Source organism: Microbulbifer magnicolonia (assembly GCF_035117725.1).
GTDB lineage: Bacteria > Pseudomonadota > Gammaproteobacteria > Pseudomonadales > Cellvibrionaceae > Microbulbifer > Microbulbifer magnicolonia.
The window spans coordinates 157,086-183,285 of record NZ_JAYEFD010000004.1 but is presented as its reverse complement, the minus strand read 5'-3'; the positions used below and the strand labels follow the sequence as shown (position 1 = coordinate 183,285).

The 26,200-nt window shown below is 62.9% G+C and carries 18 protein-coding genes; 10 read left to right on the top strand and 8 right to left on the bottom strand.

All coding sequences use genetic code 11. From position 1 onward, the window contains the following. Window positions 1-137: 137 nt before the first annotated feature. Complete coding sequence (gene gcvP / locus RRF64_RS17065; protein WP_323847130.1) at window positions 138-3,029, bottom strand: aminomethyl-transferring glycine dehydrogenase; 2,892 nt, start codon at window positions 3,027-3,029, stop codon at window positions 138-140. Window positions 3,030-3,397: 368 nt separating this feature from the next. Between gcvP and RRF64_RS17060 the strand changes: the two genes are divergently transcribed. Together RRF64_RS17060 and RRF64_RS17055 are read left to right on the top strand one after the other, a co-directional pair. Further along, window positions 3,398-4,336, top strand: coding sequence for a 1-phosphofructokinase family hexose kinase (locus tag RRF64_RS17060; protein ID WP_323847129.1), 939 nt, complete (start codon window positions 3,398-3,400; stop codon window positions 4,334-4,336). 299 nt (window positions 4,337-4,635) lie between these two features. Beyond that, complete coding sequence (locus RRF64_RS17055) at window positions 4,636-5,028, top strand: hypothetical protein (protein WP_323847128.1); 393 nt, start codon at window positions 4,636-4,638, stop codon at window positions 5,026-5,028. Between the two features lie 48 nt (window positions 5,029-5,076). Here RRF64_RS17055 and RRF64_RS17050 read toward each other — a convergent pair whose 3' ends face one another. From RRF64_RS17050 to RRF64_RS17040, 3 genes are all read right to left on the bottom strand, one after another. Next, complete coding sequence (locus RRF64_RS17050) at window positions 5,077-5,958, bottom strand: dTDP-4-dehydrorhamnose reductase family protein (RefSeq protein WP_323847127.1); 882 nt, start codon at window positions 5,956-5,958, stop codon at window positions 5,077-5,079. Window positions 5,959-6,108: 150 nt separating this feature from the next. Further along, window positions 6,109-7,869 (bottom strand): arginine--tRNA ligase, encoded by a 1,761-nt coding sequence (gene argS / locus RRF64_RS17045; RefSeq protein WP_323847126.1) that lies wholly within the window; start codon window positions 7,867-7,869, stop codon window positions 6,109-6,111. A gap of 96 nt (window positions 7,870-7,965) precedes the next feature. Further along, window positions 7,966-8,415: a VOC family protein gene (locus RRF64_RS17040; protein ID WP_323847125.1), complete on the bottom strand. Its 450-nt coding sequence runs from the start codon at window positions 8,413-8,415 to the stop codon at window positions 7,966-7,968. 407 nt (window positions 8,416-8,822) lie between these two features. Here RRF64_RS17040 and sbcB point away from each other — a divergent pair, with 407 nt between their 5' ends. The 5 genes from sbcB (at window position 8,823) to RRF64_RS17015 (ending at window position 14,840) form a co-directional block, all read left to right on the top strand. Next, window positions 8,823-10,265, top strand: coding sequence for an exodeoxyribonuclease I (gene sbcB, locus RRF64_RS17035; RefSeq protein WP_323847124.1), 1,443 nt, complete (start codon window positions 8,823-8,825; stop codon window positions 10,263-10,265). A gap of 280 nt (window positions 10,266-10,545) precedes the next feature. Next, window positions 10,546-11,562: an aspartate carbamoyltransferase gene (locus RRF64_RS17030; protein ID WP_323847123.1), complete on the top strand. Its 1,017-nt coding sequence runs from the start codon at window positions 10,546-10,548 to the stop codon at window positions 11,560-11,562. Between the two features lie 392 nt (window positions 11,563-11,954). Continuing rightward, the gene (locus RRF64_RS17025; RefSeq protein WP_323847122.1) at window positions 11,955-13,382 is read left to right on the top strand and encodes an NfeD family protein; all 1,428 of its coding nucleotides are present in this window, start codon (window positions 11,955-11,957) and stop codon (window positions 13,380-13,382) included. A 27-nt stretch (window positions 13,383-13,409) separates the two neighbouring features. After that, a complete protein-coding gene (locus RRF64_RS17020) occupies window positions 13,410-14,171 on the top strand; it encodes a slipin family protein (RefSeq protein ID WP_323847121.1) in 762 nt (253 codons plus the stop codon). Between the two features lie 18 nt (window positions 14,172-14,189). After that, window positions 14,190-14,840, top strand: coding sequence for a MarC family protein (locus RRF64_RS17015; protein ID WP_323847120.1), 651 nt, complete (start codon window positions 14,190-14,192; stop codon window positions 14,838-14,840). Window positions 14,841-15,140: 300 nt separating this feature from the next. Here the strand turns inward: RRF64_RS17015 and pgi are convergent, their stop codons facing one another. The 3 genes from pgi to nhaC form a co-directional block, all read right to left on the bottom strand. Next, the gene (gene pgi, locus RRF64_RS17010; RefSeq protein WP_323847119.1) at window positions 15,141-16,763 is read right to left on the bottom strand and encodes a glucose-6-phosphate isomerase; all 1,623 of its coding nucleotides are present in this window, start codon (window positions 16,761-16,763) and stop codon (window positions 15,141-15,143) included. A gap of 968 nt (window positions 16,764-17,731) precedes the next feature. Beyond that, window positions 17,732-18,781, bottom strand: a complete 1,050-nt coding sequence (locus RRF64_RS17005) for a DUF3549 family protein (RefSeq protein ID WP_323847118.1) — start codon at window positions 18,779-18,781, stop codon at window positions 17,732-17,734. Between the two features lie 114 nt (window positions 18,782-18,895). Further along, window positions 18,896-20,377: a Na+/H+ antiporter NhaC gene (gene nhaC, locus RRF64_RS17000; protein ID WP_323847117.1), complete on the bottom strand. Its 1,482-nt coding sequence runs from the start codon at window positions 20,375-20,377 to the stop codon at window positions 18,896-18,898. A 310-nt stretch (window positions 20,378-20,687) separates the two neighbouring features. Here nhaC and RRF64_RS16995 point away from each other — a divergent pair, with 310 nt between their 5' ends. The 3 genes from RRF64_RS16995 (at window position 20,688) to RRF64_RS16985 (ending at window position 24,450) form a co-directional block, all read left to right on the top strand. Continuing rightward, window positions 20,688-21,845, top strand: coding sequence for a 1-acyl-sn-glycerol-3-phosphate acyltransferase (locus RRF64_RS16995; protein WP_323847116.1), 1,158 nt, complete (start codon window positions 20,688-20,690; stop codon window positions 21,843-21,845). Between the two features lie 69 nt (window positions 21,846-21,914). Beyond that, complete coding sequence (dinG, locus tag RRF64_RS16990) at window positions 21,915-24,113, top strand: ATP-dependent DNA helicase DinG (RefSeq protein WP_323847115.1); 2,199 nt, start codon at window positions 21,915-21,917, stop codon at window positions 24,111-24,113. Window positions 24,114-24,123: 10 nt separating this feature from the next. Next, window positions 24,124-24,450: a YqcC family protein gene (locus tag RRF64_RS16985; protein WP_323847114.1), complete on the top strand. Its 327-nt coding sequence runs from the start codon at window positions 24,124-24,126 to the stop codon at window positions 24,448-24,450. A gap of 142 nt (window positions 24,451-24,592) precedes the next feature. Here the strand turns inward: RRF64_RS16985 and RRF64_RS16980 are convergent, their stop codons facing one another. Next, window positions 24,593-25,969 (bottom strand): FAD-dependent oxidoreductase, encoded by a 1,377-nt coding sequence (locus tag RRF64_RS16980; protein ID WP_323847113.1) that lies wholly within the window; start codon window positions 25,967-25,969, stop codon window positions 24,593-24,595. Between the last annotated feature and the right edge of the window lie 231 nt (window positions 25,970-26,200).

The following is a 26,200-nucleotide window of genomic DNA, read 5'->3' as shown; positions in this document are numbered from 1 at the left end:
CATTACTGTCAAAGGTAGTTGGTTTGTCGGGCTTTTTTGTTAGGCTCGGCACTCCCTGTATGATCCGACAATAAAAATGGCGAGCTGGTAAGCTCGCCATTTTTGTTTTTCCTGTTGCGTCCAGCGCGGAATAAGAGTTATTCCATGTAACTCTCGACCGGCGGGCAGGAACAGATCAGGTTGCGGTCGCCGTAGACGTTGTCGATACGGTTGGACCCCGGCCACACCTTGTGCTCCTTCAGCCAGGCCGCCGGGCGGCCGGCGACGTCGCGGGAGTAGCTGTGGGACCACTGGTCCGCCATCACGTCTTCCAGGGTGTGCGGCGCATTGTGCAGCGGGTTGTCGTCGGCGCTGTACTTGCCGCTGACCACGTCTGCCACTTCCTGGCGGATGATTGCCATGGCTTCGATAAAGCGGTCCAGCTCTTCCTTGGACTCACTCTCGGTCGGCTCGATCATCAGGGTGCCGGCCACCGGGAAGGACATGGTGGGCGCGTGGAAACCGAAGTCCATCAGGCGCTTGGCGATATCCTCTTCACTGATGCCACTGGCTTCCTTCAGCGGGCGCAGGTCCACCAGGCACTCGTGGGCGACGAAGCCGTTGGTGCCGGTGTACAGCAGCGAGTAGTGCTCGCTCAGTCTGCGGGCCACGTAGTTGGCGTTCAGGATCGCCATTTCGGTGGCGCGCTTCATGCCCTGCTTGCCCATCATGCGGATGTACATCCAGCTGATCGGCAGGATGCTGGCGGAGCCCCAGGGCGCCGCGGAGATGGTGCCGTTGGCGACGTCGGTTTCCGGCACTTCGGTCACCGGGTGGCCGGCCAGGTAGGGCTTCAGGTGCTCGCCGACAGCGATCGGGCCCATGCCCGGGCCGCCGCCGCCGTGCGGGATACAGAAGGTCTTGTGCAGGTTCAGGTGCGACACGTCGCCGCCGAACTGGCCCGGCGCGGCCACGCCGATGAGCGCGTTCATGTTGGCGCCGTCGATGTATACCTGGCCGCCGACCTGATGGATCAGGTCGCAGATCTCGCGGATGCCTTCTTCGAACACGCCATGGGTTGACGGGTAGGTGACCATCAGCGCGGCGATGCGGTCGCCGTGCTCTTCCACCTTCGCCTTCAGGTCGGCGATATCGACGTTGCCTTTATTGTCACAGGCGACCACGACCACCTTCATGCTCACCATCATGGCGGAAGCCGGATTGGTGCCGTGGGCGGAGGCGGGGATCAGGCAGATATCGCGCTGGGTCTCGCCCTTGGCCTCGAAGTATTTCTTGATCGCCACCAGGCCGGCGTACTCGCCCTGGGAACCGGCGTTCGGCTGCAGGCTCACGGCGTCGTAGCCGGTACAGGCCGCCAGCATCTGCTCCAGCTGCTTGAACATCTCGGCGTAGCCCTGGGCCTGGTCGACGGGTGCGAACGGGTGCAGCTTGCCGAACTCCGGCCAGGTCACCGGGATCATTTCCGCGGTGGCGTTGAGCTTCATGGTGCAGGAGCCGAGCGGGATCATGGAATGATTGAGCGCTATGTCCTTGGATTCCAGGGACTTGAGATAGCGCAGCATCTCGGTTTCGGAGTGATAGGTGTTGAAGACCGGATGGGTCAGGAATTCGCTGCCGCGCACCAGGGATGCGGGCACGCCCTGGGGGCCTTTCGCGGCGATTTCGCTGTCCAGCGCACGCAGGTCGAGGCTGTGCGCGGTGCCGGTGAAGGCATTGATGATGTCGGATACGTCCTGCAGCGAGCTGGTCTCGTTCAGGCTGACACCCAGGGCATCGGCGCCGACCTTGCGCAGGTTGATCTCGGCTGCGATGGCGCGCTGGTAGATCTCGTCCTGCACACCGCCGACGGTGACGGTTAGGGTATCGAACCAGCTGTCGTACGCCAGGTCGAAGCCTTCTTTCTTCAGCGCGGCGGCGAGGATGTCGGCCAGGCGCTGGATACGCGCGGCAATGGTCTTCAGGCCCTGCGGACCGTGGTAGATGGCGTAGAACGCGCTCATCACTGCCAAGAGCACCTGGGAGGTACAGATATTGGAGTTGGCTTTCTCGCGACGGATATGCTGCTCGCGGGTCTGCATGGCCATGCGCAGGGCGCGCTTGCCCTTGCTGTCGACGGACACACCGATGATGCGGCCCGGCGCTGAGCGCTTGTAGGCCTCGCGGAAGGCGAAGAAGCCGGCGTGCGGACCGCCGTAGCCCATCGGGATGCCGAAGCGCTGGTTGCAGCCGACCACCACGTCCGCGCCCATCTCGCCCGGCGCCTTCAGCGCGACCAGACTCATCAGGTCGGCGGCGACGGTCACCAGGCCGTTGGCCTCGTGCACCCTGGCGATAATGTCAGTCAGGTCGCGCACGACACCGGTGGAACCCGGGTACTGCAGCAGGGCGCCGAACAGTTCCGTCGGCATGTCTTTGTCCACATCGCCGACGACCACATCGAAGCCGAAGTGCTCGGCGCGGGTCTTGACCACGGCGATGGTCTGCGGGTGGCAGTCCCGGTCTACAAAGAAAGTGTTGGACTTGTTGCGCTTCACCTGGCGCTTGCACATGGCCATGGCTTCGGCGGCAGCGGTGCCCTCGTCCAGCATGGAGGCGTTGGCCAGTTCCATGCCGGTCAGGTCCATGATCATCTGCTGGAAGTTCAGCAGGCCCTCGAGGCGGCCCTGGGCGATTTCCGGCTGGTAGGGCGTGTAGGCGGTGTACCAGCCCGGATTCTCCAGCACGTTGCGCAGGATCACGTTCGGCGTGATGGTGTCGTGGTAACCCATGCCGATAAAGGTGCGGTAGATCTTGTTGCGGCCCGCCAGCTTTTTCAGTTCTGCCAGCGCCTCGACCTCGTTGACCGCGTCGGCGAGATCCAGTTCGTCGGTCTTGCGGATCGATGCGGGTACCGTCTTCTCGATCAGCTCGTCGAGACTGGAGACGCCGAGGGTTTTCAGCATCGCCTTGACCTGTTCGGCGTCGGGGCCGATATGGCGGTGGATAAAGGCGTCGTGTTGTTCCAACTGCTGAAGAGATGGCTGGGTCATAAACTTCGTTCCTGTAATCGCAGGGAGTCGTCGCTGGGCGCTCGCGGTTAAAAATAGCACCTGAAATCTGTCCCGCTTCTCCAAAAAGCCCGCGGCCTCCGCATCGCGGATTCGCGAGAGATACTCGTGAGAAAGGCGGGCTGGCAGCCGCCAGACAGGCGGAAAGTGAGGTCTGTTGGGGGCGCCGGGCGCGCGCATCTTAGCAATCGCGGGCGGTGCCGGCAATCTGCCGGCTTTTAGCGTCAAAACTGCTGCTTTTTGCGGAATATCGGGCGCTAAATCCTGCTATTACGAGTATGGTGCAATTTTATTCTAGCGGGTGCCGGCCGCGGGCCGTGTCACCTCCTTATACAACTGGCAGGTGCTCGATGATCTGGACGCTTACCATGAACCCGGCGCTCGATCTGGCGGTCACTACGCCGCGGCTGGAAATCAAGCGCAAGCTCCGCTGCCGGGAGGCGAGCTTTACCCCCGGTGGCGGGGGGATCAATTGCTCTCGCGCCATCGCCAACCTGGGTGGGGAGTCCCGCGCAATGGTGATCTGCGGTGGCGGCACCGGCGAGATCATCGAGCGGCAACTGCGCGACGCGGGCATCGCCATCGAGCGGGTGGATGTCGAAGGGCACAGCAGGATCAATGTACTCGCCAATCCCGAGGACGAGGAGGGTGCCTATCGGCTGGTGCTGCCCGGGCCGGAATTGCTCGAACACGAGTGGCAATCGGTGCTGCGCCGGCTGGAAGAGGTTCTCGACCATAGCTCCCTGCTGATTGCCAGCGGCAGCCTGCCCCCGGGTGTCCCGGAGGACTTCTATGCCCGCGTGGCCGCAGTTGCCAGGCGCAGCGGAGCGCAGATGTTTCTCGACAGCCCGCCCGCGGCGTTGCGCAGGGCGCTGGCGGACGAATATCTATTCGCGATAAAGCCCAACAGGTCCGAGTGGCAGCAGATCCGCGGCGGCGGAGGCGATCGCCGGGCGCTGATCGAGCGCGCCGAAGCCGTGGTGCGGGTCGAGCGGCGGGTGGGGATTATCCTGATCTCGATGGGGGGCGAGGGCGCCCTGTGCGTGACGCGCGAGCGCAGCGAGTATATCGAGGCGCCCGCGGTGGACGTGGTCGACACTACCGGCGCCGGCGACAGCATGTTCGGCGCTTTTGCCCTGGCCATTGCCGGTGGGCAGTCACCGAGTGCGGCCGCCCGCTATGCGGTGGCCGCCGGCGCCGCAGCCGTGGAAGAGTTTGGCAGCACACTCTGTCGCTCCGACAGGCTGGCCGAAATTCTTGCGAGGATGCGCGATTCGCAACCGGGTTAGTGCTCCATGCGCAATGTTCTGTAACAGTTCGCTGTGCCAAAGCATCCAGCTCTGCGTTGAGAAAGCTTGAAATAGCCCTGCTATTCCAGCCCTTTCTCGCCCTGATCTGAATGCTTTGGCGGCGCTCCTTTGTTACCGAACTTTACGCATGGACCACTAGGCCGGCAGTCGGCTCCCGCCGGTGTCATTGCGCGTCAGTCGCGAATTTTCACTTTTCTGTGCGGTTGAACATCGCGCAATCCCTGTCGCTCGACTACTTTTAAAAGTACCCGAAAGTAAATTTGCTGGTATTCGGGGCTTTGGATTCGATAACGATAAAGATAAAGGAATTGCTGGGGCAGTCAGCCGGCAAGGATTGCGGAAAATTCATTATGGCGCATAGGATCTTCGTCGCCAGCGACCAATTGCTCGTTAGTCACCTGTATACGTTGCTGAAACGGGCTGGTATTTCTGTCCTGACGCAAAAATCTGTGGTCGACGTACCACAGGAGGAAACTGGCCCCCTGGCCTGGTATTCGGAATTGTGGGTTTTGCAGGACCACCAGTTGGAATCCGCGGCGCAGCTGCTTGAACGCGTGCTGACGGCGGAATCTGTACAAGCGCCGATAGGGCTGCTGGAAAAAATGCCCCGGTTGACCCTGGTGGCCAACCGGATCTCCTCCTCTTCATCCCCCCCTGCGGAAATCGCCTGACGGCGGTTTCCGTTTGTTTCCCCTCTCCCTGGTGCGGCCTCGCCCGGCCTACAGGAACGGGCTCAGGCAGCGCGCCAGCTGCTGCGGCAGCGGCTCGCCGGCTTCGATACCCAATTCGGTGAGGCGCGACTTGTCCAGCTGGCAGTTGAACGGTCGGGGCTCGGCGAACTGCGGCGCTGGATCGCCGCTCAGGTGATCCGCCGCCAGGCCGCAGCATTCCGCCACCATTTTAGCCAACTGATAGCGCGTGCAGGCGGTGTCGCCGCTCCACTGGTAGATGCCGGTAAAGCGGGTGCCCGACTTCTTTTTCAGCAGGCACTGTTCCAGCACCCGGGCCACGTCCTCGACACTGGTGGGAAAGCGGATGGCCCAGTCGTCCAGCGCGGCCGGAGCCGGATCGCGCACGGTTTCCAGTAGCGCCGTCACGCCGGATTCGCGCAGGTGGGTTACCGGGCCGAACAGCAGCGGCAGGCGCAGCACCCAGTGGTCGCCATTGGCGAGCACCGCCTGTTCCCCGGCCAGTTTGCTGCGGCCGTAGAAGTTGATCGGGTTGGGGCTGTCGTCGGCGGAGTAGGGCGCGGCACTGCCGTCGAATACATAGTCGGTGGAGATATACACCAGCTGTGCGCCCGCCTCGCGACAGAGCTGGGCGAGCCTCTCAGTGCTCTGCACATTGAGCTGCCAGGCGGCATCGGGATTCTCGGCGCAGCGATCCGGCCAGCGCTCTGCGGCGCAGTGGATCACGACTTGTGGCTGAATTTGTTGCAGGGTTTCCTGCAGCGCACCGGCATCGGTGAGGTCCAGGCGCAGCAGGTTATTGCCGGCGCGGGACCAAGCGGTGCCGGTTACGGTCAGTTCGGGATTGGCGCTCAGCCGTTTGAAAACGCTGCGCCCGAGCAGGCCGGAGGCGCCGGTGATCAGGATGTTCAAGGCGGTTTCCCGTTTCCTACCTTCTTGGGGGATGTCTCTGTAGTTTTGGCTCTCCCTTTGTAGGAGCGGCCCATGGCCGCGATCGGATTTTCCGGGTATCCCCGACATCGATCGCGGCCATGGGCCGCTCCTACAAGGGGGGATTTTGCCTTACATCTGCTCCATCACCTCGATACCGAGCAGGTCCAGCCCGGTGGCGATGGTGCGGGCCACCAGGTCGCACAGCTGCAGGCGGCTCTGTTTCTGCGCCTCGCTGACCCCCTCTTTCAGCACCGGGCAGGCCTCGTAGAAGGCCATGTAGGCGCTGGCCAGGTCGTAGAGGTAGCTGCACAGCATGTGCGGGAAGGTGTCCTTGGCAACCTGGTCGAGTACCTCGCCAAACTGGCACAGCTTGATCGCCAGCGCGCGCTCCTCGGCGGTTTCCAGCAGTATGTCACCCTGCAGTTCACCCGGCGCTATGCCGGCGCGGCGGAAAATGCTGCGCACGCGGGTGTAGGCGTACTGCAGGTAGGGGGCGGTGTTGCCCTCGAAACTGAGCATCGCCTCCCAGCTGAATACATAGTCGTTGGTGCGGGTCTTGCTCAGGTCGGCGTACTTGACCGCGCCTATGCCCACCTTGCGCGCGATCTCCGCGCGGGTTTCCGCGTCCAGGTCCGGGTTCTTCTCCGCCACCAGCTTTTCGGCGCGCTCCACCGCTTCGTCCAGCAGCGCGGCCAGTTTGACGGTACCGCCGGTGCGGGTTTTGAACGGCTTGCCGTCGTCGCCCATCATGGTGCCGAACGCGCAGTGTTCCAGGGACACCGACTCCGGTAGAAAGCCGGCCTTGCGCGATGCGGTGAACGCCTGCTGCAGGTGCAGGGACTGGCGCGCGTCCACCACATAGAGGATGCGGTCGGCGTGCAGCTGGTTGGCGCGGTAGCGGATGGCGGCCAGGTCGGTGGTGGCATAGAGGTAACCGCCGCCCTTCTTCTGGATGATCATCGGGCTGGGATTGCCCTCCTTGTCGGCCATCTCCTCCAGGAACACCACGATGGCCCCCTGGTCCTCGACGGCGATGCCGCGATCCAGCAGCTCTTTCACCAGTACCGGCAGGTCGTCGTTGTACTGGCTCTCGGCGTAGACGTCTTCCCGCTTGAGGGTGACATTCAGCTTGGAGTAGATCTCCTCACAGTGGCTGATGGAGATATCGATAAATTGCTGCCACAGCTTCAGGCACTGCTCGTCACCGCCCTGCAGTTTCACCACGTATTCACGGGCCCGGTCGGCAAAGCCCTCCTCTTCGTCAAAGCGCACCTTGGCTTCGCGGTAGAAGACTTCCAGGTCGGCCAGGGCTACTCTGGCTTCCTGATCGCTGCCGGCGCCGGCGCCGCTGCTCTGCAGTTTGTCGGACAGGTGCGCCAGCAGCATGCCGAACTGGGTGCCCCAGTCACCCATATGGTTCTGGCGCACGACCTTGTGGCCCTGGAATTCCAGCAGGCGCGCCAGGGCGTCGCCGATGATGGTGGTGCGCAGGTGGCCGACGTGCATCTCCTTGGCCAGGTTGGGATGGGAGTAGTCGATGACGACCGTCTGCGGCTGTTCCACCGCGGCGATGTTCAGGCGCTCGTCCTTCCCGGCCGCGGCCAGGCTGTCGGCCAGCCACTGTTCACTCAGGTGGATATTCAGGAAGCCGGGACCGGCGATCTCGACCTTTTCGATCATCTCGCCCTTGTCCAGCTGCTCGAGGATCTTGGCCGCCAGCTCGCGCGGATTGGTGCCCATGCGCTTGGCCGCGGCCATGGCGCCATTGGCCTGGTAGTCGCCGAAACCCGCCTTCTTCGCCGGCGCCACTACCGGGCCGCAGTCTTGGGGGATACCGGCGGCGATCATGGCGGCCTGGAACTTGTCGGAGAGGAGCTGGCGAATATTCATACGGGGAACTGCTGCTGTAATTCGTGGAATCGCGGGATTTTAATGTCCGGGGGCGGCTTTGCAACCGGCCGCCCCCTTGGGATGCGGAATGTCAGATCAGGACAGCTCGGCCGCGCGGCGCTCCAGCTCGTCCATGGGAACGTCTTCTATATGGGTGGCCAGGAACCACACATGGCCGAAGGGGTCCTGCAGCGTGCCGGTGCGGTCGCCGTAGAACTGGTCTTCCAGCGGGCGCTTGACGGAGGCCCCGGCCTCGACGGCGCGGGCGAAGACACTGTCCACGTCGTCCACATACAGCAGCAGGCCCACCGGGGAGCTGCCCTGCGGACTCAGCAGGCCGCCTTCGTCATTATCGTCGGCCAGCGAGATGCGGGTGTCGCCGATCTGGATTTCCGCGTGGGCGATGCTGCCGTCGGGCATCGGAAAGCGAAACAGCTCGCGGGCGCCGAAGGCGCGCTCATAGAACTCGATCGCGTTGGCGGCGCCGTTGACGCTCAGGTAGGGGGTGACGCTGTGGTAGCCGTCGGGCACGGGTTTGACTGTCATATCAACTCTCCTTGTTTCGGTGACCGGCAATGGTGTGCCTCACTTGCGTCTTTGTCCAGCCCTGAAGCCTTAGGGAGGGCCTTCGTGGCGGCCCTGCTGCCAGTGGCTGTTCGCGGGACACGCGGTGAATACATCGCAAGCAGCCATCCCTGGAGCTCCCATCAGCCCGGCCGTCTTTGGCCGGGCGCGATTCCACGCAGCGAGCGGCGCTCGCTCAGCGCGCAGTATCGCCCCGCAAACAGCCACCGTCATCAGGGCCTTAGCATCCTGCTCTAATGCTCTCCCCGGCGTCCTGGGGGAACCTACGGCGCGCAAGCGGAGCAGGAGCCTTCAGCGCTGAAAGCTAAACAGCCCCGCGCACTCGGCGGTGCCGCGGATGTTATGATGCCCGCTAAAAATGGAGGGGCATGGTGAGCAAAAACACACTCTACTGGCACGACTACGAAACCTGGGGCACGGATCCGGGCGCGGATAAACCGTCCCAGTTTGCCGGTATCCGCACCGACGAGGATCTCAATATCGTCGGCGAGCCGCTGATGCTCTACTGCCGCCCGGCGGACGACTGCCTGCCGCAGCCGATGGCGAGCTTGGTCACCGGCATCAGCCCCCAGCGCGCCCTGGCCGAGGGCGTGCCAGAGATAGCCTTTATCCAGCGCATCCTCGCCGAACTGGGCGCGCCGGGTACCTGCGGCGTCGGCTACAACAGCCTGCGCTTCGATGACGAGGTGACCCGCCACACCCTGTACCGCAACCTCTTGGATCCCTACGAGCGCGAGTGGCGCTCCGGCAACAGCCGCTGGGACATCATCGACATGGTGCGCCTTACCTATGCCCTGCGCCCGCAGGGCATCGAGTGGCCCGAGCGCGAGGCCGCAAATGGGCAGACTGTGCCGTCGTTCAGGCTGGAAGAGCTGACCGCCGCCAATGGCATCGCCCACGAGGGCGCCCACGACGCCCTGTCCGACGTGCGCGCCACCATCGACATGGCGCGCCTGGTGCGGAGCAAGCAGCCGAAACTCTACGATTATGTCTACCGGCTGCGGCGCAAGCAGGAGGCGGCGAACCTGATCGACCTGCGCCACCGCAAGCCGCTGCTGCACATATCCGGCAAGGTGCCGGCCACCCAGGGACATCTCACCTATATCGTTCCGCTGGCGGCCCACCCGGTGAACCGCAACGCGATTATCGTTGCCAATCTGGCCATGGATCCGGAGCCGCTGTTCAGCCTGGATGCGGAGCGCCTGCGTGAGCGCCTCTACACGGCCCGCGGCCAGCTGGCCGAAGGGGAACTGCCGGCCGGGCTGAAACTGGTGCACCTGAACAAGTGCCCGGTGCTGGCCCCCGCGAAGATGCTCGACGACAAACGCGCCGCGGAACTGGGCATCGACAAGGCGGCCTGCGAGGCCAACTGGCAGCGGCTGCGCGACGTCGACCTGACGGAAAAGCTGCACCGGGTTTTCCTCGACAGCGACTTCCCCCGGCGGGATGTGGAAGCCAGCCTCTACGACGGCTTCCTCAACGACGCCGACCGCGACCTGTGCCGCCAACTGCACCGGGACCTGGCCGAGCGCGGCCCCGAGGCGCTGGCCGGTGAGGTGCCCTTTGCCGACCAGCGCCTGCCGGAATTGCTGTTCCGCCTGCGGGCGCGCAACTTCCCGCAAACCCTGTCGGCACAGGAACAGCAGCGCTGGCAGGAGTGGCGCTACCGCCGCCTGACGGATCCGAACGCCGGTGCCAGCATCACGCTGGAGGCCTATTTCGAGCAGATCGCCGAACTGCGCGAGCAGTATCCGGATAGGGCGCAGTTGTTGGATCAGCTGGAGAGCTGGGGCGACAGTCTGCTGGCGTAAACTTTCGTAAGCACGAAAAGAACGCTCAAGTTAGAAGCGCAGGCCCTGCTGTCCGGGGCGGCTTGCGGGACTGTCGGCCGGAGGGACCCGGCCGACAAGCCTCCAGGGATGGATTCACGGCGTGTCCCGCGAGTCGCCCCGGATAGCAGGGCCGCCACGGCTCTCTCTAGTGGAAACCAGTGTAGTGCCGACATCGTTCCAGCTAGGCTCTTTGTCGGCGCCCGAGTAGAATGCCCCCGGTTAAGACTCGCGCCCAAAAGGCGCAACCTACGGAGTAGCAATGGACTTTATCGGAGCCAACATCCTTTCCGTCAGCCAGTTTGAGCGCGACGATATCGATCGCGTGTTTGCGGTGGCGGACACCATGGGCCCCTACGCGCGCCGCCAGAAAGTCACCCGCGTGCTGGAGGGCGCCATCCTCGGCAACATGTTCCTTGAGCCGAGTACCCGCACCCGCCTCAGCTTCGGCGCCGCCTTCAATCTGCTCGGCGGCACCGTGCGGGAAACCGTCGGCATCACCGCCAGCGCCATGGCCAAGGGCGAATCCCTGTACGACACCGCGCGGGTCCTGTCCGGCTACAGCGACGTGATCTGCATGCGCCACCCGCAGGAGGGCTCGGTGGCCGAATTCGCCGCCGCGAGCCGCGTGCCGGTGGTCAATGGCGGCGACGGCGCCAACGAGCATCCGACCCAGGCGCTGCTGGACCTGTACACCATCAAAAAGGAGCTGGAGGGCCACGGCCGCTCCCTGGACAAGTTCCGCATCGCCATGATCGGCGACCTCAAGTACGGGCGCACCGTGCACTCCCTGTGCAAACTGCTGTGCCTGTTCAGCAACGTGCAGATCGTGCTGGTGTCGCCGCCGGAGCTGGCCATGCCCGAGGATGTGGTGGAAAAACTGCGCCAGTCCGGCCATCAGGTGACGATATCCGACCAGCTGGAACCGTCCATCTCCCACGTGGACATCGTCTATTCCACCCGCATCCAGGAGGAACGTTTCGCCTCGCAGGAAGAGGCCAATCTCTACCGCGGCCGCTTCCGCCTGAACCGCGAGATCTTCACCCGCTTTGCCGAACCCAACACGGTGATCATGCACCCGCTGCCGCGGGATTCCCGCGCCGAGGCCAACGAGCTGGACACCGATCTCAACGAGCACCCCAGCCTCGCGATCTTCCGCCAGACCGACAACGGCCTGCTGGTGCGCATGGCGCTGTTCGCGCTGTTGCTGGGGGTGGAAGGCAAGGTGGACCAGTACTCCCACGAAGTGCGCTGGCACAGCCGCCGCAATCCGGTTTAATCCCACTTCCCGTATCTATTGAGTTCAGTGGCGGCCAAGCACTAGGCCCGGCATTTCGAAAACGCATAAATACGTCCCTGTAGCTCCGTCGGGTACATCCCTGTACCCGACGGTTTCGAAATGCCGGTCCTAGTGGTCCAAACGGTAAATTCAGTAACCGATCTCTTCGCCACAGGCCCCGGTGCGGCGTTGAAAAAGCTTGAATTAGCCCTGCTAGTTCAGCGCTTTTTCGCCTTGCCCCGGAGCCTGTGGCTGTGAGCTTTAGTTACCGAATTTACCGCTTGAACCACTAGCACTTTGCCTTAAATTCCGACTGCAGGACTTTGTCAGCAGCCTGAGCAGGATATTTCTGATAACCTGCTTTTATTCCTATCGCATCACGGAACGATGCCATGCTGAAGCGGATTTCAGACAGAGTGCAATTGCGCGGCGCTAAAGTAGCCATACTGATGCTGCTGGCGGGCCTGGCAGTGCTCGCCAGCGGTCAGCAGGAAGTCCGCCCCCACGTGGCCGAGCTTTCTATCGAGGGTCCCATAGGCCCAGCGACCACCGACTACCTGGTGCGCACCATGGAGGAAGCCCAGGAGCTGGGCGCACAGCTGGTCGTGATCCAGATGGACACCCCTGGCGGCCTCGATGCGGCCACCCGCGATATCATCAAACACATCCTCGCTTCCCCCATTCCGGTCGCCACCTACGTGCATCCCGCCGGCGCCCGCGCCGCCAGCGCCGGTACCTATATCCTCTACGCCAGCCATATCGCCGCCATGACGCCCGCCACCACCCTGGGCGCGGCCACGCCGGTGCAGATGGGCGGCGTGCCGGGCCAGCCGCCGCCCGGCGAAGCGCCGGAATCCGCTGAAAAAGAAAGCGGCGAGCAGGAAAAAGAAAAGGACGAAAAGCCCGGTGAAAAAAAAGAGGCGCCTACTTCCGGCACGGCGCTGGAACGCAAGATGGTCAACGACTCGGTCGCATTTATTCGCGGCCTGGCCCGGCGGCACGGTCGCAACGCCGACTGGGCGGAGAAGGCTGTGCGCGAGGCGGCCACCCTGACCGCCAGTGAGGCCCTCGAACTGAATGTCATCGACATAGTCGCGAAGGATAACGAGGACCTGCTCAGGCAGGTCGCCGGGCGCAAGGTGGCGCTTGAAACGGGGGAGATCACGCTGTCCGCCGATATCGCAGAGCTGCCGGTAGAGGCCTACGAGCCGGACTGGCGCAACGAGATACTGGCGCTGATCACCAACCCGCAGATCGCCTATATTCTGTTGTTGATCGGTATCTACGGTCTGATTTTTGAAGGCTACAACCCGGGCGCGCTGGTACCGGGTATCGTCGGCATCATCTGCCTCTTGCTGGCCTTTTATGCACTGCAGGTACTGCCGATCAACTACGCCGGGCTGGCACTGATTATTGTCGGCGCGCTGCTGATTGTGGCGGAAGTGTTTATGCCGAGTTTCGGCGCGCTCGGCATCGGCGGTGTGATCGCGCTCGTGATCGGCTCGGTGATGCTGATCGACAGCGATGTGCCGGGCATGCAGGTGTCGCGCGGATTGATCGGCGCCATTGCCGGTGTCAGCGGTCTGGCCCTGCTCGGATTTTTGATGGCGGTGGGCAAGAGCCTGCGCAAGCCGCGCGTCGCCATAGATCAGGCTTTGGTGGGGCGCACGGCCATCGTCAGCAATATTGAGGATGGCGAGGTGCTGGTGCATGTCGACGGCGAAATCTGGAGCGCGCACTGCGACCAGCCACTGCAGCCGGGGCAGCGTGTGAGGATCGTCGGGCAGAAGGGGTTAAAGCTGCAGGTCGAGCCGGGTTGACAGGGACAAGGGAAGAGGAGACTTGGGATGATCAGTTATTTTTTAGGGCTGCTGATCGCGGCGGTGGTTCTGCTGCTGATGTACGCCATTCGCATCCTGCGCGAATACGAGCGGGCGGTGGTTTTTTTTCTCGGTCGCTTTCAGGCCGTCAAGGGCCCTGGCCTGATCATCATCATCCCGGTGATCCAGACCATGGAACGCGTGGACCTGCGGGTGGTGGTGATGGACGTGCCCACGCAGGATGTGATCAGCCGCGACAACGTCTCGGTCAAGGTCAACGCGGTGGTCTACTACCGGGTGGTCGATCCGCAATCCGCGATTATCAACGTCGAGCACTATCACGAGGCGGTCAGCCAGCTATCGCAGACCACCCTGCGCTCGGTACTGGGCAAACATGAACTGGACGAGATGCTGTCGGAGCGCGACAAGCTCAATGTGGATATCCAGAAGATCCTCGACGAGCAGACGGATGCCTGGGGCGTGAAGGTCACCAATGTCGAGATCAAGCATATCGACCTGGACGAGAGCATGATCCGCGCCATCGCCAAACAGGCGGAGGCGGAGCGCTCCCGGCGCGCCAAGGTGATCCACGCCGAGGGTGAGGCGCAGGCTGCGGTAAAACTCACCGAGGCCGCGGACCAGCTGTCGAAAAACCCCAACGCGATTACCCTGCGCTATATGCAGACGCTGATCGATATTGCCGGCGAGAAGAATTCCACCATCGTGTTCCCGCTGCCACTGGACCTGATCCAGCCATTGATGAAACAGATGGGCAGCGGCAATTCCTGAGCGCCTGAGTAGACGACGATGGACCTGGAGCAGTTCAACAAATCCTTCCTGCTGCTCCTGGTCCTGCTGAATCCGTTTATTCTGAGCGTCTACCTGCTCGACCTGATTCGCGGGCTGGAACTGAAAGTATTTTCCGGCCTGCTGTTGCGCGCCTTCCTGATCAGCCTGTCGGTATTTCTGCTGTTCGCCTGGTTCGGCGAGGTGATATTTGACGATGTGCTGCAGGTGCGCTTTCTAGCATTCCTGATTTTCGGCGGCATCACCTTCCTGATTATCGGTATCCGCCTGACGCTCGGGGTCGGCGCGCCGATTCAGAGTATCAATCTGCACTCGCAGGAAGTGGCGGGGGCCATCGCCATGCCGTTTATTGTCGGACCCGGCACCATCAGCGCCAGCGTTTTGGCCGGCAGTCGCCTGGGTGCGGTCGGCGGCTCCGCGGCGATCACACTGGCGATGGCCATGGCCCTGATGTCGCTGATCCTGCTGAAAATGCTCTATGACTGGGTGCAGACGCGCCAGGAGCGCTATGTGCGTAAATATATCGAGGTTGCCGGGCGCATAACCGCGCTGTTTACCGGCTCGTTTGCGATAGACATGATTCTGAAGGGCATCGAGCGGTGGCTGGCGCTAATGGGCGGGCCCTTAGCGCCAGGTGCTGGTTCGCTCTGAAGTTAATGCCCGAGTTTCGGAGCTCGGTGGCAGGCAAAGGCCGGAATTGGGTAATGGGTATTGCCCTGTGGGAGCCAGCCCCGCTGGCGAATGCCGCCGGCGATGAACATTGTGCTTGCCATCCATGGCGCGACACTATCGTGTTCGATCTGACCCCGGCCCCGCCTTCCATGGCGGGTCGCCAAACCGCGCACAAGGCAGTGCTTTGTAGGCGCACGCTTTGGCCCTGCAGGGCAGGCTCCCACAGTGCGCCGGGCACCGATTATCCGCCTCCGAACTTCGAAACTTGAGCTACTCGAGCTAAAAGAGCCGCTCGAGCAGGTTGCGGGTCGAGGCATCCCAGTCCGGCGGCGCTTCACCGCCGATCGCTGCGTGAATCTGCGCGCCGAGCAGTTTGCCCAGCTCCACGCCCCACTGATCGAACGGATTGATGCCCAGCAGGCAGCCGCCGACAAACACCTTGTGCTCGTAGAGGGCCAGCAGCGAACCCAGGCTGTAGGGGTCGAGGCGCTGCAGTACCAGGGTGTTGCTGGGGCGGTTGCCGGGCACCACCTTGTGCGGCGCCAGCGCGTGGGCCTCCCGGTGGGTGTAGCCCTGCTCCTCCAGTTCCTGCCGGGCTTCGTGCAGGCTCTTGCCGCGCAGCAGCGCCTGGCTCTGGCTGATGCAGCAGGCCAGCAGCCACTGGTGCTGCTCGTGCAATTCTGACGTTGGTTCCCTGACCGCGATAAAGTCCGCGGGAATCAGATCTTTGCCCTGGTGCAGCAGCTGGTGAAAGGAGTGCTGGCCGTTGCTGCCCTCGGTGCCCCAGATCACGCTGCCACTGGGATACTGCAGCGCGTGACCTTCGCGATTCACGCTCTTGCCGAGACTCTCCATATCCAGCTGTTGCAGCCAGGCGGGAAACTTGGCCAGCCGCTGGGCATAGGGCAATACCACCTGGCTGCCGACATTCCAGCACTGGCGGTACCAGAAATGAATCAGCGCCATAAGCACTGGCAGGTTATCTTCCAGCGGGGCATTGGCGAAATGCGCGTCCATCGCATGGGCGCCGGACAGCAGCTGCTCATAGGCATCGTAACCGCATGCCAGGACTATCGGCAGGCCGATGGCGGACCAGAGTGAATAACGGCCGCCGACCCAGTTCCACATGGGGAAAATGTTTTCCGCCGCAATACCGAAATCCTGTGCCGCCACGATATTGCTGCTGACGGCGACGAAGTGCTGCGCCAGCTGATCTTCGCGGCAGCCGGCCGCCAGCACCCACTGGCGCGCCGAAAGCGCGTTCTGACGGGTCTCCAGGGTGGAGAAGGATTTGGACGCGACAATAAACAGTGTCTGTTCGGGCGGCAGTCCGAGCAGCGTGTCGCTCAGGTCGGCACCGTCGATATTGGCCACAAAGTGCACCGAAACGTCGTCCCTGTGCCAGGGGCGCAGGCCCTCGACTACCATGCGGGGGCCCAGGTCGGAACCGCCGATACCGATATTGACGATATGGCGGATGGGTTCGCCGCTGAAGCCGCGCCAGCTGCCACTGTGGATCTTCTCGGCGAAGTGCTGCATCTGCTTGCGGCAATCCGCCACTGCCCGTTCGTGTTCGGTCTGCGGCTGTCCCTGAAAACGCAGCGCGCTGTGCAGGGCGGGGCGGTGCTCGGTGTTGTTGATATTGGCTCCGCTCAGCAGAGCGGAGATCTGCTGACTCAGTTCTATCTGCTCGGCGTAGTCCAGCAGCAGCTGCAGCGTTTCGTTGCGCAGGTGGTTCTTGCTGTAATCGAGGTAGATACCGGCAGCTTCGCAGCTCAGGCGCCCGGCGCGCGCAGGGTCGCTGGCAAACAGCTCCCGCAGGGACCACTTGTGCTGCTGTTGATGGGATTTCAGTCGCGCGATTGCGGCGGTGCGGCTGACCGCGAGAGTTTCGCTATTCATGATGTTCGTTGGTTATTGCTCTGTCAGATAGGGGCGACCTGGTGCGATCAGCGCCTGCTAAACCGCAAGCAGGCGCGCTCGTTCGATCGGCATCGATTGTCAATGCTAGCGGTATTCAAGCCAGTCGGCCAGAGGAACAAAGGAGTTGGGCTGGAGCGTCTGGCCGGCTCAGGTAAGCGGGGAGACTATAAATACGAATGCCGCTTTGAAAAGCGGCATTCGGTGTGGTGACTCATACTAAATGATGCTCCCCGCAATCCTCGCCTAGGGCCCGGCAGTGTCTGTTCCGCCGGCGCCGCACACGCTGTAAAACCTCATTTAGTATGAATCACCACACTGGTCCTGCTTGAAAGTAATCTTACTTGACCACTTTCATGCAGCGCACGTCGTCGGAAGCCATCCAACAATCCGCGTCTGCGGGACAGGCCATTGAAAGCGGGATTTGTTCAGAGCCCGGAGGGCAGGAGGCCGGTGGTGCAGGTGCCGCACAGCAGCCCGCCAGAACCAGTGCACTGATAATACCCATTAAGTACTTGGCTGGAGTGAAATTCATCCCCTAACTCCTTTCCGTTGATGTTAGCCATTAGCATAGCCAATAAAACGTCACCTGTTTGGTCAGCTTTGTAAAAATCTTTTCTACAAAGATACCGCCCAATGGAGTGTAATAGGCGCAGGGTTTAAATAGCCGCCAGCGGTTAAGTCTGGAAAAATTTTGTGCCAGTTTGTCGCGTCAAAACACCTAAATTAAAGGGTTTTTCTGCCAAATTGGGTCGTAGACCATTGCGCGGCGGCGAGAAATTTTTTTTGAAAGTTGGCAAAAAATTCTCTTCCGGAATGTTTTCTGGTTTTGATCGTCAGGCCGAGACGGCCTTTTTCGGCGCCGGATTTTTCGTCGCGGCTCGGATTCAGAATTGCCCCAGGGAAAGATAGTCTGAGCCATTGATGCGATGGTGGCTGTCGCGCCTGTTTCAATGGGCAGGCGCGGGGCCGCGCAAAAAGCTGCCGAAGGCGCGGGCGAGGACTTCCGGGCGCATTGGGTCGCGCAAGGCGTCGAGCAGAGAGGGGCGCACCTGGGGCAAAAACATCAGATCGGACAGCAGCAGATTGAAGGCCGGCTGGTTTTCCGTGCGCGCCAGCGCGGCGAGCCACTGCCTCGCCAGCGTTGCGTTCTCCAGGTCGTAGGCGCAGCGGCTGCCGATGGCGGCGAGAACCTCGCCGTCGGTGCCGGCGGCGGAGTCGAGCACTCGCTCCAGAAAGGCCAGGCGCAGGCCGCGCGCCGGAGAGTGGGAGATGCCGCGCACCGCGGCCGCGACGACGGCAAAGTCCGGTGATGCGCTGTGCAGCTCGGCATCGGCGCGCCCGGTAATGGTCTCCGCCAGCTGGTGGTCGATCGCCTCGCTTTCGAGGCACTGGCCGAGGCTGATAAACACAGGCGCCGCCAGGGCGGACATCTGTCGCTGCAGCAGCTTCTTCTCATCTTCCCAGTGTGCCGCCAGATCGGCAATGCCCTGGATGGCCAGTCGATCCCAGCGCTGGGACTGCGGTGCGTGGATGTAGCCGAGCGCCGCGGCAAAGTGGGAACTTGCAGGGCGGTGGAGCAGCAGTGCCGCGCGGGCGTGGAAGCTGGCCTGTCGTTGCGGCGCCGGTGCGAACAGCAGGCCGCTTTCCTCGAGCGCTGCGTGCAACTGGTCACCCGAGTCGGCGGCAGCTCCCCGGCTCAGTTTCTGGGTCAGCAGGCGCAGAAAGGCATCCCGTACCTGCAGCTGCAGTTTGCCCTGCTCGTCCAGCGGCAGGCGCAAGAACCAGACCACCGGTTCGCCGCCCTCGCCCTCTTCGGACCAGAGCAGGAGTCCCGCCCAGGCCTGGCGCAGGTAGGGGTACGGCCAGGGGGCCTGGCCGGCTTCGAAGGCTTCGGCGGTCGAGCGCGGCACCGGCTGCACGCGCCGACCCAGATCGAACCAGCGCAGTTTGAACTGGGCGTCTGCGATCAGGGCGCTGAGGGTTGTACTTTCACTCATAACTCAACTTGGGGTGAATCCGCCTGCCGGCGGTGACCGCCCGGGGGATATTTACCGATGAGGTTTTCCCTCGGGCGGTGACCGCTGGCGGGCCGATTCGGAGCCCTGCGACTGTCAGCGCGCCGAAGCCGCCGCCGACAGCGGCATCTGCTTGAAGTGGAACCAGCCGTAGGCGATGGCCAGCAGCGGGCAGATCAGATTGAACAGCGCGTATGGAGCATAGGTGAAGGTCGCGATACCCAGAGTACCGCTCATAAAGGCCCCACAGGTATTCCAGGGGATCAGCACCGAGGTGATGGTGCCGGAGTCCTCCAGCGTGCGCGACAGGTTAAGGCCGTGCAGGCCCTTGTCGGCAAAGGCTTCCCGGAACATGCGCCCGGGGATGATGATCGCCATGTACTGGTCGCCGGCGGCGGCATTCATGCCGAAGCAGGTCAGCACCGTGGAGGTCACCAGGCCGCCGACAGTCTTCACCCGGGACAGGGTCCAATCGACGATAACCTGCAGGAAGCCGGCGCGCTCCATGGCGCCACCGAAGGCCATGGCCGATATGATCAGCCACACGGTGTTGAGCATGCTGCTCATACCGCCCTTGGACAGCAGTTCGGCCACACTTTCATTGCTGGAGGTGGACTTGTAACCGTCGAACAGGGCGTACCAGGCGCCCTTGAGCCCTGCCATGGCACCCTCGCCGCCGCCCAGGCGGCGCGCGGTCTCCGGTTCGAAAATGAGCGCAATGGCGCAGCCTACCAGGGCGCCGATGATCAAAGTCGGGTATGCGGGCACCTTGCGCCAGGCCATGAACAGCAGCAGTGCCAGCGGCAGCAGGCTGACGATCGAGATATTGAATTCGCCCTTGAGCGCGGTCAGCAGCTGCTCGATATCGGTCGCGGAGGCGGTGCCGGTATCGGCGGTGAGCCCGATGACGGAGAAGATTGCCAGCGCGGCAAAAAACGCCGGCATGGTGGTCCACAGCATATGGCGAATGTGCAGGAACAGGTCGTTGGAGGTCACCGCTGCGGCGACATTGGTGGTATCGGACAGGGGCGACATCTTGTCGCCGAAATAGGCGCCGGAGATGACTGCGCCGGCGGTAATTGCCGGATCCAGCCCCAGGGCGCCGGCGATCCCTATCAGCGCCACGCCGAGGGTGCCGGCGGTGGTCCAGCTGGAGCCGATGCTGAGGCCGACGATCGCACAGATGATGCAGCTGGCGGCGTAGAACCACTGCGGCGATAGTATCTGCACACCGTAATAGATCATCGAGGGCACGGTACCGGCCAGGATCCAGCTGCCGATCAGTGCACCCACTGCCAGCAGGATCAGGATGGCGCCGAATACCAGGCCTATGCCGTGCAGCATGCCGCCTTCCATATCGTTCCAGCTGTGGCCGTTCTTCATGCCCATCAGGGCCACCACGCCGGCGCAGAGCAGCAGCGCGATCTGGTTCGGGCCATAGGAGGAGTCGGCGCCGTAGAAGTACACCGACAGGGAAAGCAGGGCGATCAGTATCGCCAGAGGGATTAGGGCGTCCAGTAGACTGGGGGCGCGGGGCTCGCTTTTTGAGCCGGTGTGAGAGGAACTGGTCTGAGTCAAGGTCAACTCCCGGTTTACTGCGCGGCCCTTCACTGGACCGGAATTCATTATCGTTGTTGTGGCCGTCGGCGACGGAGTCAGGCGGCCTATTCTCCCGACTGTGGGCAGCGAAGTCCACTTTGAACGCAGTCAAAGATTTGTACCCGGCCGCACATTTCAACCGCCCGGTCGGGCGCGGTGCTGGCAGTTCAGCGGATGTTCCGGTATGTTCTGCGCCGGCCCGCGATCCGGGCCGGTTGTCCACAATAAGAATGGGCCGCGACCGCTTTTCGGCGGCATGGCAGGTAGTGAGTGCATGAGAGCAAGTGAGTTGGATCCCGCTCAATTCGAGGAAATTCGCCCGTATCGCGACGACGAGGTGCGTGAAGTACTGGACCGGCTGATCGCCGATCCGGAGATGTCGCACGCGGTCGCGCACTTCCTGGTGCCGAAACTCGCCCGTCTGGAAGGCCCGCTGGCCTGGCTGGTGCGGATGTTCCTGCGCTTCGAATTCCGCAACGCGCGCGATGTGCGCGGCGTACAGGAAGTGGTGGAGAAATACATGGACAAGGTGGTGGCTCGCACTACCACCGAATTTACCATTTCCGGCCTCGACACCCTGCCGCGGGATCGCGCCTGCCTGTTCGTGAGCAATCACCGGGATATCGCCATGGACCCGGCGCTCTCCATCGTCGCCATGTTCAAAGAGGGGCACGAGACGGCGCGCATCGCCATTGGCGACAATCTGCTCACCAAGCAGTTCGCCACCGATATCATGAAGCTGAACAAGTGCTTCACCGTCAAACGCAAGGCCGGCAGCCGCCGCGAGAAGCTGGCATCTGCCATCCAGCTGTCCAATTACATCTATTACTCAATCGTCAACGACAACGAGCATGTGTGGATCGCGCAGCGCTCCGGGCGCGCCAAAGACGGCCTGGACCGCACCAATCCGGCACTGGCGGCCATGTTCGCGATGTCCAAGGACAAGGAAACGCCGTTTGCGGACTTCTGGCGCAAGCTCCACATAGTCCCTCTGTCCATCTCCTACGAGTGGGATCCCTGTGACGAGCAGAAGGCCAGGCAACTGTACTTCACCGAGCATAAGGAAGAGGAGTACCGCAAGGGAGAACACGAGGACCTGGGTTCCATCGCCAAGGGCGTGATCGGCCAGAAGGGTAGTGTGCACGCCGCCTTCGGTACACCTATCGAGGGTGATTTCCACGATGTGGCTTCCCTGGCCGACGAGATAGACCGCCAGATCATCGGCAACTATGTGCTGCATCCGACCAACCTGATTGCCTACGAGATGATCTACGGCGATGTACCGGCACTGCCGGTGAGCTACCCGCCCAAGCGCTGGGATCCGGCTGAATATGCAGCGACGCGGCAGAAGTTCGAGGAGCGCATGGCGCGCATCGACGAGCGCTGGCGCGACAAGGCGATTCAGGGCTATGCCAACCCGGTGGTCTCCCGGCTCGCCTACGAGTAAGTGGTGAGAGGTCGGTGGTTAGTGGATAATGCGCCCTCTGACCACTCACCACCAATCACCGGCCTCTCCGTGCTACAAGACCAACACAAAAAAGCTATCCAGACCGCTTACAGCCAGTTCCTCGCCGGGCGCGGCCTCAGGGCCCGTTACGGGCAGAAGCTGATGGTGGCGGCGATCGCGCGCACACTGGGGGCCATAGTCCAGGATGGCAGTGGCGAGCGCGACAGCGCCAAGTGCAACGGCGAACATATCTGTGTGGTCGAGGCGGGCACCGGTACCGGCAAGACCGTGGCCTATCTGCTCGCCGCCATCCCGCTGGCCCAGGCCCAGGACAAGAAACTGGTGATTTCCACCGCGACGGTGGCGTTGCAGGAGCAGATCATCCACAAGGACCTGCCCGAAGTGGCGCGCCACAGCGGCCTGAAATTTGACTTCAGTCTCGCCAAGGGGCGCGGCCGCTACCTGTGCCTGTCCAAACTCGACCAGTTGTTGTCCAGCTTTTCGACCACGGGTACCGGCATCTCCCTCGGTCTCTACGAGGACGAGCTGCCGCAGGTGGGCGAGGACAGTGTCAATTTGTACCGGGGCATGGCCGACAAGCTCGCCACCGGTAACTGGGATGGCGATCGCGACAACTGGCCGGAGGCTATCGAGGTCGAGGACTGGAGCCGCGTCACCACCGACCACCGCCAGTGCAGCGGTCGCCGCTGCCCCCATGTCTCCGGCTGCAGTTTCTTCCGCGCCCGCGAGAGCCTCGGCAAGACCCAGGTGATTGTCGCCAACCACGACCTGTTGCTCGCCGACCTGGCCCTCGGCGGTGGGGCCATTCTGCCGCCCCCGGAGGAGACCATCTATGTGCTCGACGAGGCGCATCACCTGCCGGACAAGGCCCTGAATCACTTCTCCCACCACAGCCGCGTCGGCGCCTCCACCGGCTGGCTGGACCAGGCCAACAAGAACCTCGGCCAGATGCTGGGCGAGATAGGCGACGGCGGGGAGCTGGACCGCTGCGGCGAGCAGTTGCCCGCGGTGCTGACTGCGGCCAAACAGGGCCTGGAGCAGATGTGGCCGCTGATCGAGGAATATTGCGAGTTCGAGGATGAGCGGGGCTATCAGCAGGCCAGTCGTTCCGGCAGCTCTTCTCCAGGCCGCAGCGCCCGCCACCGCTTCGAGGGCGGTGTGGTGCCGGAGCCCATCATGCAGCTGGCGGACAAGCTGCGCGATGACTTCGACGAGCTGGAAGGCCTGCTGAACAAGATGCTGCAGGCCGCCCAGCGGCTATTGGAAGACCCGCACTCGCCGGTGCCGGCGGTGGATCTGGAACGCTGGTATCCGCAGCTCGGCAGCTGGTACGGCCGCGCCGAGGCCAACCTGCAGTTGTGGGCCAATTATTCAAGAGCGGATGCCGAGGGGGCGCTGCCCCAGGCGCGCTGGGTGACCCTGGTGGACTGGGGCTCTACTCGATCGGGAGCCGCAGGCGCTACGGATTTCGAAGTCTGCAGCTCGCCGATTCTGGCCGGCAAGACCCTGGAGTACAGCCTCTGGCGCCGCTGCTTCGGGGCCGTGCTGACGTCCGCGACCCTGACCGCGCTGGGCAAGTTCGACCGCCTGAAAATGCGCGCCGGCACGCCGGACAATGCCAGCTATCAGGTGGTGCCGAGCCCGTTCGATTTCTCCCGCGCCACGCTGCAGGTGCCCGCCGGCGCGGTGGATGCCGGCAACGCCGACGAACACACCAAGGCGGTCATCGATGCGCTGCCGGAATTGCTCAGGGAAGCCGGGGGATCTCTGGTGCTGTTTTCCTCGCGCCGGCAGATGGAAACCGTGTACGAGGCGCTGCCGGGTACCTGGCGCAACCGCATCCTGATGCAGGGGCAGAAATCCCGCCAGCAGCTGCTGGAGATCCACCGGGAGACCGTCGACGGCGGTGGCAGCAGCGTCCTGTTCGGCCTCGCCAGCTTCGCCGAGGGGCTGGACCTGCCGGGCAGCTACTGCCGCCACGTGGTGATTGCCAAGCTGCCGTTCTCGGTGCCGGACGATCCGATCGAGGCGGCGCTGGCGGAGTGGATCGAGGCCAAGGGCGGCAACCCGTTTATGCAGATCACGGTGCCGGACGCGGCGCTGAAACTGGTGCAGGCCTGCGGCCGCCTGCTGCGCACCGAGGATGACATCGGCACCATCACGCTGCTGGACCGGCGCATTGTCACGCGGCGCTACGGTCGTGCGATTCTCGATTCGCTGCCACCATTTGTCCGTCGAATCGATTAAAGTAAAAGTTATGGATCCGATCTACGACGATGTCGCCACCCTGTTGCTGCAGCTGGAGCTTGAGCTGCGCCGCCTGCGCCTGTGGGAAGACGAGGCGCCGCCGGCGGAGGCGCTGGCGAGCACCGAACCCTTCTGCGTGGATACGCTGAGCCTGCCGCAGTGGCTGCAGTTCGTCTTTCTGCCGCGCATGGCCGAGCTGGTCGAAGGATCGCGTCCGCTGCCGGATAAGTGCGGTATCGCGCCCATCGCCGAAGAGTATTTTCGCGGCGGCGACTATACCGCCGGCGCGCTGATCCATCTGCTGGCCGCCATCGACGAGCGTTTGCAGCGCGGCTAAAAGGGAACTCCTGGAGGGAACTCCTGAATATCGTCATTCCGGCGCAAGCCGGAATTCAGAAGACTGCGAAAACCAGCGGATACCGGCTTGCGCCTGAGTGACGCGCTGGACTTATTCAGAGACCCCCGAGCGCCGAGATCAACTATTGCGGCAGTAGATCATCGACCAGCTGCTGCGCCCTGTCCCAGTCCACCTGCTCCACCGATTCGATACCATCCGCCAGTTCCGAGAGAATCCGGCGGTTGATCTCCCCCTTGCGCTGCGCCTCCGCATAGGGCAGCCGGTGAAACATCACCATGCCGTAGCGCGGCGTGAAACGGCCGGGGAAGCGCGTCTCCAGCTCGAAGCCGATGGCCTTTTTCAGCAGGAACTTGGGATCCCGCACCGAATCGCGCATCTCGACATAGTTTTCCAGCGCCATGTCGGCGATGGCGTTGGCGTTGGGTATGCGCGCGGCGCTGTAGCGCGCAAAGATTTCCCGCCAGTCGCCGGGGCTCTGCCCGATACAGTCGTCCAGCGCGACACAGTCTTCAAAGCCGCAGTTCATGCCCTGGCCGTGGAAGGGCACTATCGCGTGGGCCGCGTCGCCGATCAGCATCGCCATGTCCTGAAAGAACCAGGGGACGCAGCGCACCGTGCCCAGGTGCCCGCAGGGGTTGCGGAAGAAGTCCTGCAGCAATGACGGCATCAGTGCGGCGGCATCGGGGAAATACTGCCGGAAGAAGTCTTCCACCTGGGCATCGCTCTGCAGTGCGTCGAAGCCGGGCTGATTTCCGTTGGATTTCTCCGGCAGGAACAGGGTCACGGTAAAGCTGCCGTCGAGATTGGGCAGGGCAATCAGCATAAAGCCGCCGCGCGGCCAGATATGCAGCGCCTCCTTCTCCAGCTGAAAGCCGCCGTTCGCATCCGCGGGTATCTCCAATTCCTTGTACTGGTGATCCAGCGGCTCAGTCTGCTCGCTACACTGGCTGTCTGGCTCGTGAAGGCGCACCGCCTTCAACAGCAGGCTGCGCGCGCGGGAGCCGGCGCCATCCGCGCCGATCATGCGGTCGAAGGGAATCCATTCCTCCGAGTCCGTCGAGTGGTCGAGAAAGCGCGCACGCCTTTCTTCGAAATCGATGTCCAGCAGCTCCCGCTCGAACAGAATATCGACGTTGCCAGACGCTTCGGCAGCGTCCAGCAGCAGGCTGTTCAGCGCACCGCGGGAAACGGAGTAGATCACTTCCTCCGGCTTCTGTCCGTAGGGCTGTAAACTACAGCTGCCATCGACGTCGTGCACCATGCGCCCGCGCATCGGGATCAGCAGCTGCGATACCCGGTCCATCAGGCCGAGCTTCTCCAGTGCGTAGATGCCGCGATTGGCGAGCGCCAGGTTGATGGAGCGCCCGGCGGAAATATCGTGTTCCCGCAGATCCTGGCGGCGTTCGTAAACCTCCACCCGGCAACCGCGGCGGGCGAGAAAAGCGGCGGCCATGGCGCCAACCAGGCCGCCGCCGGCGATAACGATTTTTTCCTGCATCAGATAAAGCCTTTTCTAGGGCGCCTTCGAAAAGCTCCGAGGCACTCCGCTTACGGGACTGGGGCGCCCAAGCACCGGGATAAACATTTCGGAAACGCATAAATACGTCCCTGTAGCTCCGTCGGCGCCTTCCCTGGCGCCGACGGTTCCGAAATGTTTATCCCGGCACTTGGGCTTCATATCTGGCCAATAAGCGTTGATCACATTTAGTAATGAGCTTTCCAAATGTTG

Excerpts from the sequence above, each read along its gene's own strand:
- RRF64_RS17030 (WP_323847123.1), top strand. The coding sequence starts at position 10,546 with ATGGACTTTATCGGAGCCAACATCCTTTCCGTCAGCCAGTTTGAGCGC.
- RRF64_RS16985 (WP_323847114.1), top strand. The coding sequence starts at position 24,124 with ATGGATCCGATCTACGACGATGTCGCCACCCTGTTGCTGCAGCTGGAG.
- RRF64_RS17020 (WP_323847121.1), top strand. The coding sequence starts at position 13,410 with ATGATCAGTTATTTTTTAGGGCTGCTGATCGCGGCGGTGGTTCTGCTG.
- RRF64_RS16980 (WP_323847113.1), bottom strand. The coding sequence starts at position 25,969 with ATGCAGGAAAAAATCGTTATCGCCGGCGGCGGCCTGGTTGGCGCCATG.
- sbcB (WP_323847124.1), top strand. The coding sequence starts at position 8,823 with ATGGTGAGCAAAAACACACTCTACTGGCACGACTACGAAACCTGGGGC.
- RRF64_RS17005 (WP_323847118.1), bottom strand. The coding sequence starts at position 18,781 with ATGAGTGAAAGTACAACCCTCAGCGCCCTGATCGCAGACGCCCAGTTC.
- RRF64_RS17040 (WP_323847125.1), bottom strand. The coding sequence starts at position 8,415 with ATGACAGTCAAACCCGTGCCCGACGGCTACCACAGCGTCACCCCCTAC.
- RRF64_RS17025 (WP_323847122.1), top strand. The coding sequence starts at position 11,955 with ATGCTGAAGCGGATTTCAGACAGAGTGCAATTGCGCGGCGCTAAAGTA.
- argS (WP_323847126.1), bottom strand. The coding sequence starts at position 7,869 with ATGAATATTCGCCAGCTCCTCTCCGACAAGTTCCAGGCCGCCATGATC.
- RRF64_RS17015 (WP_323847120.1), top strand. The coding sequence starts at position 14,190 with ATGGACCTGGAGCAGTTCAACAAATCCTTCCTGCTGCTCCTGGTCCTG.
- pgi (WP_323847119.1), bottom strand. The coding sequence starts at position 16,763 with ATGAATAGCGAAACTCTCGCGGTCAGCCGCACCGCCGCAATCGCGCGA.
- RRF64_RS17060 (WP_323847129.1), top strand. The coding sequence starts at position 3,398 with ATGATCTGGACGCTTACCATGAACCCGGCGCTCGATCTGGCGGTCACT.
- gcvP (WP_323847130.1), bottom strand. The coding sequence starts at position 3,029 with ATGACCCAGCCATCTCTTCAGCAGTTGGAACAACACGACGCCTTTATC.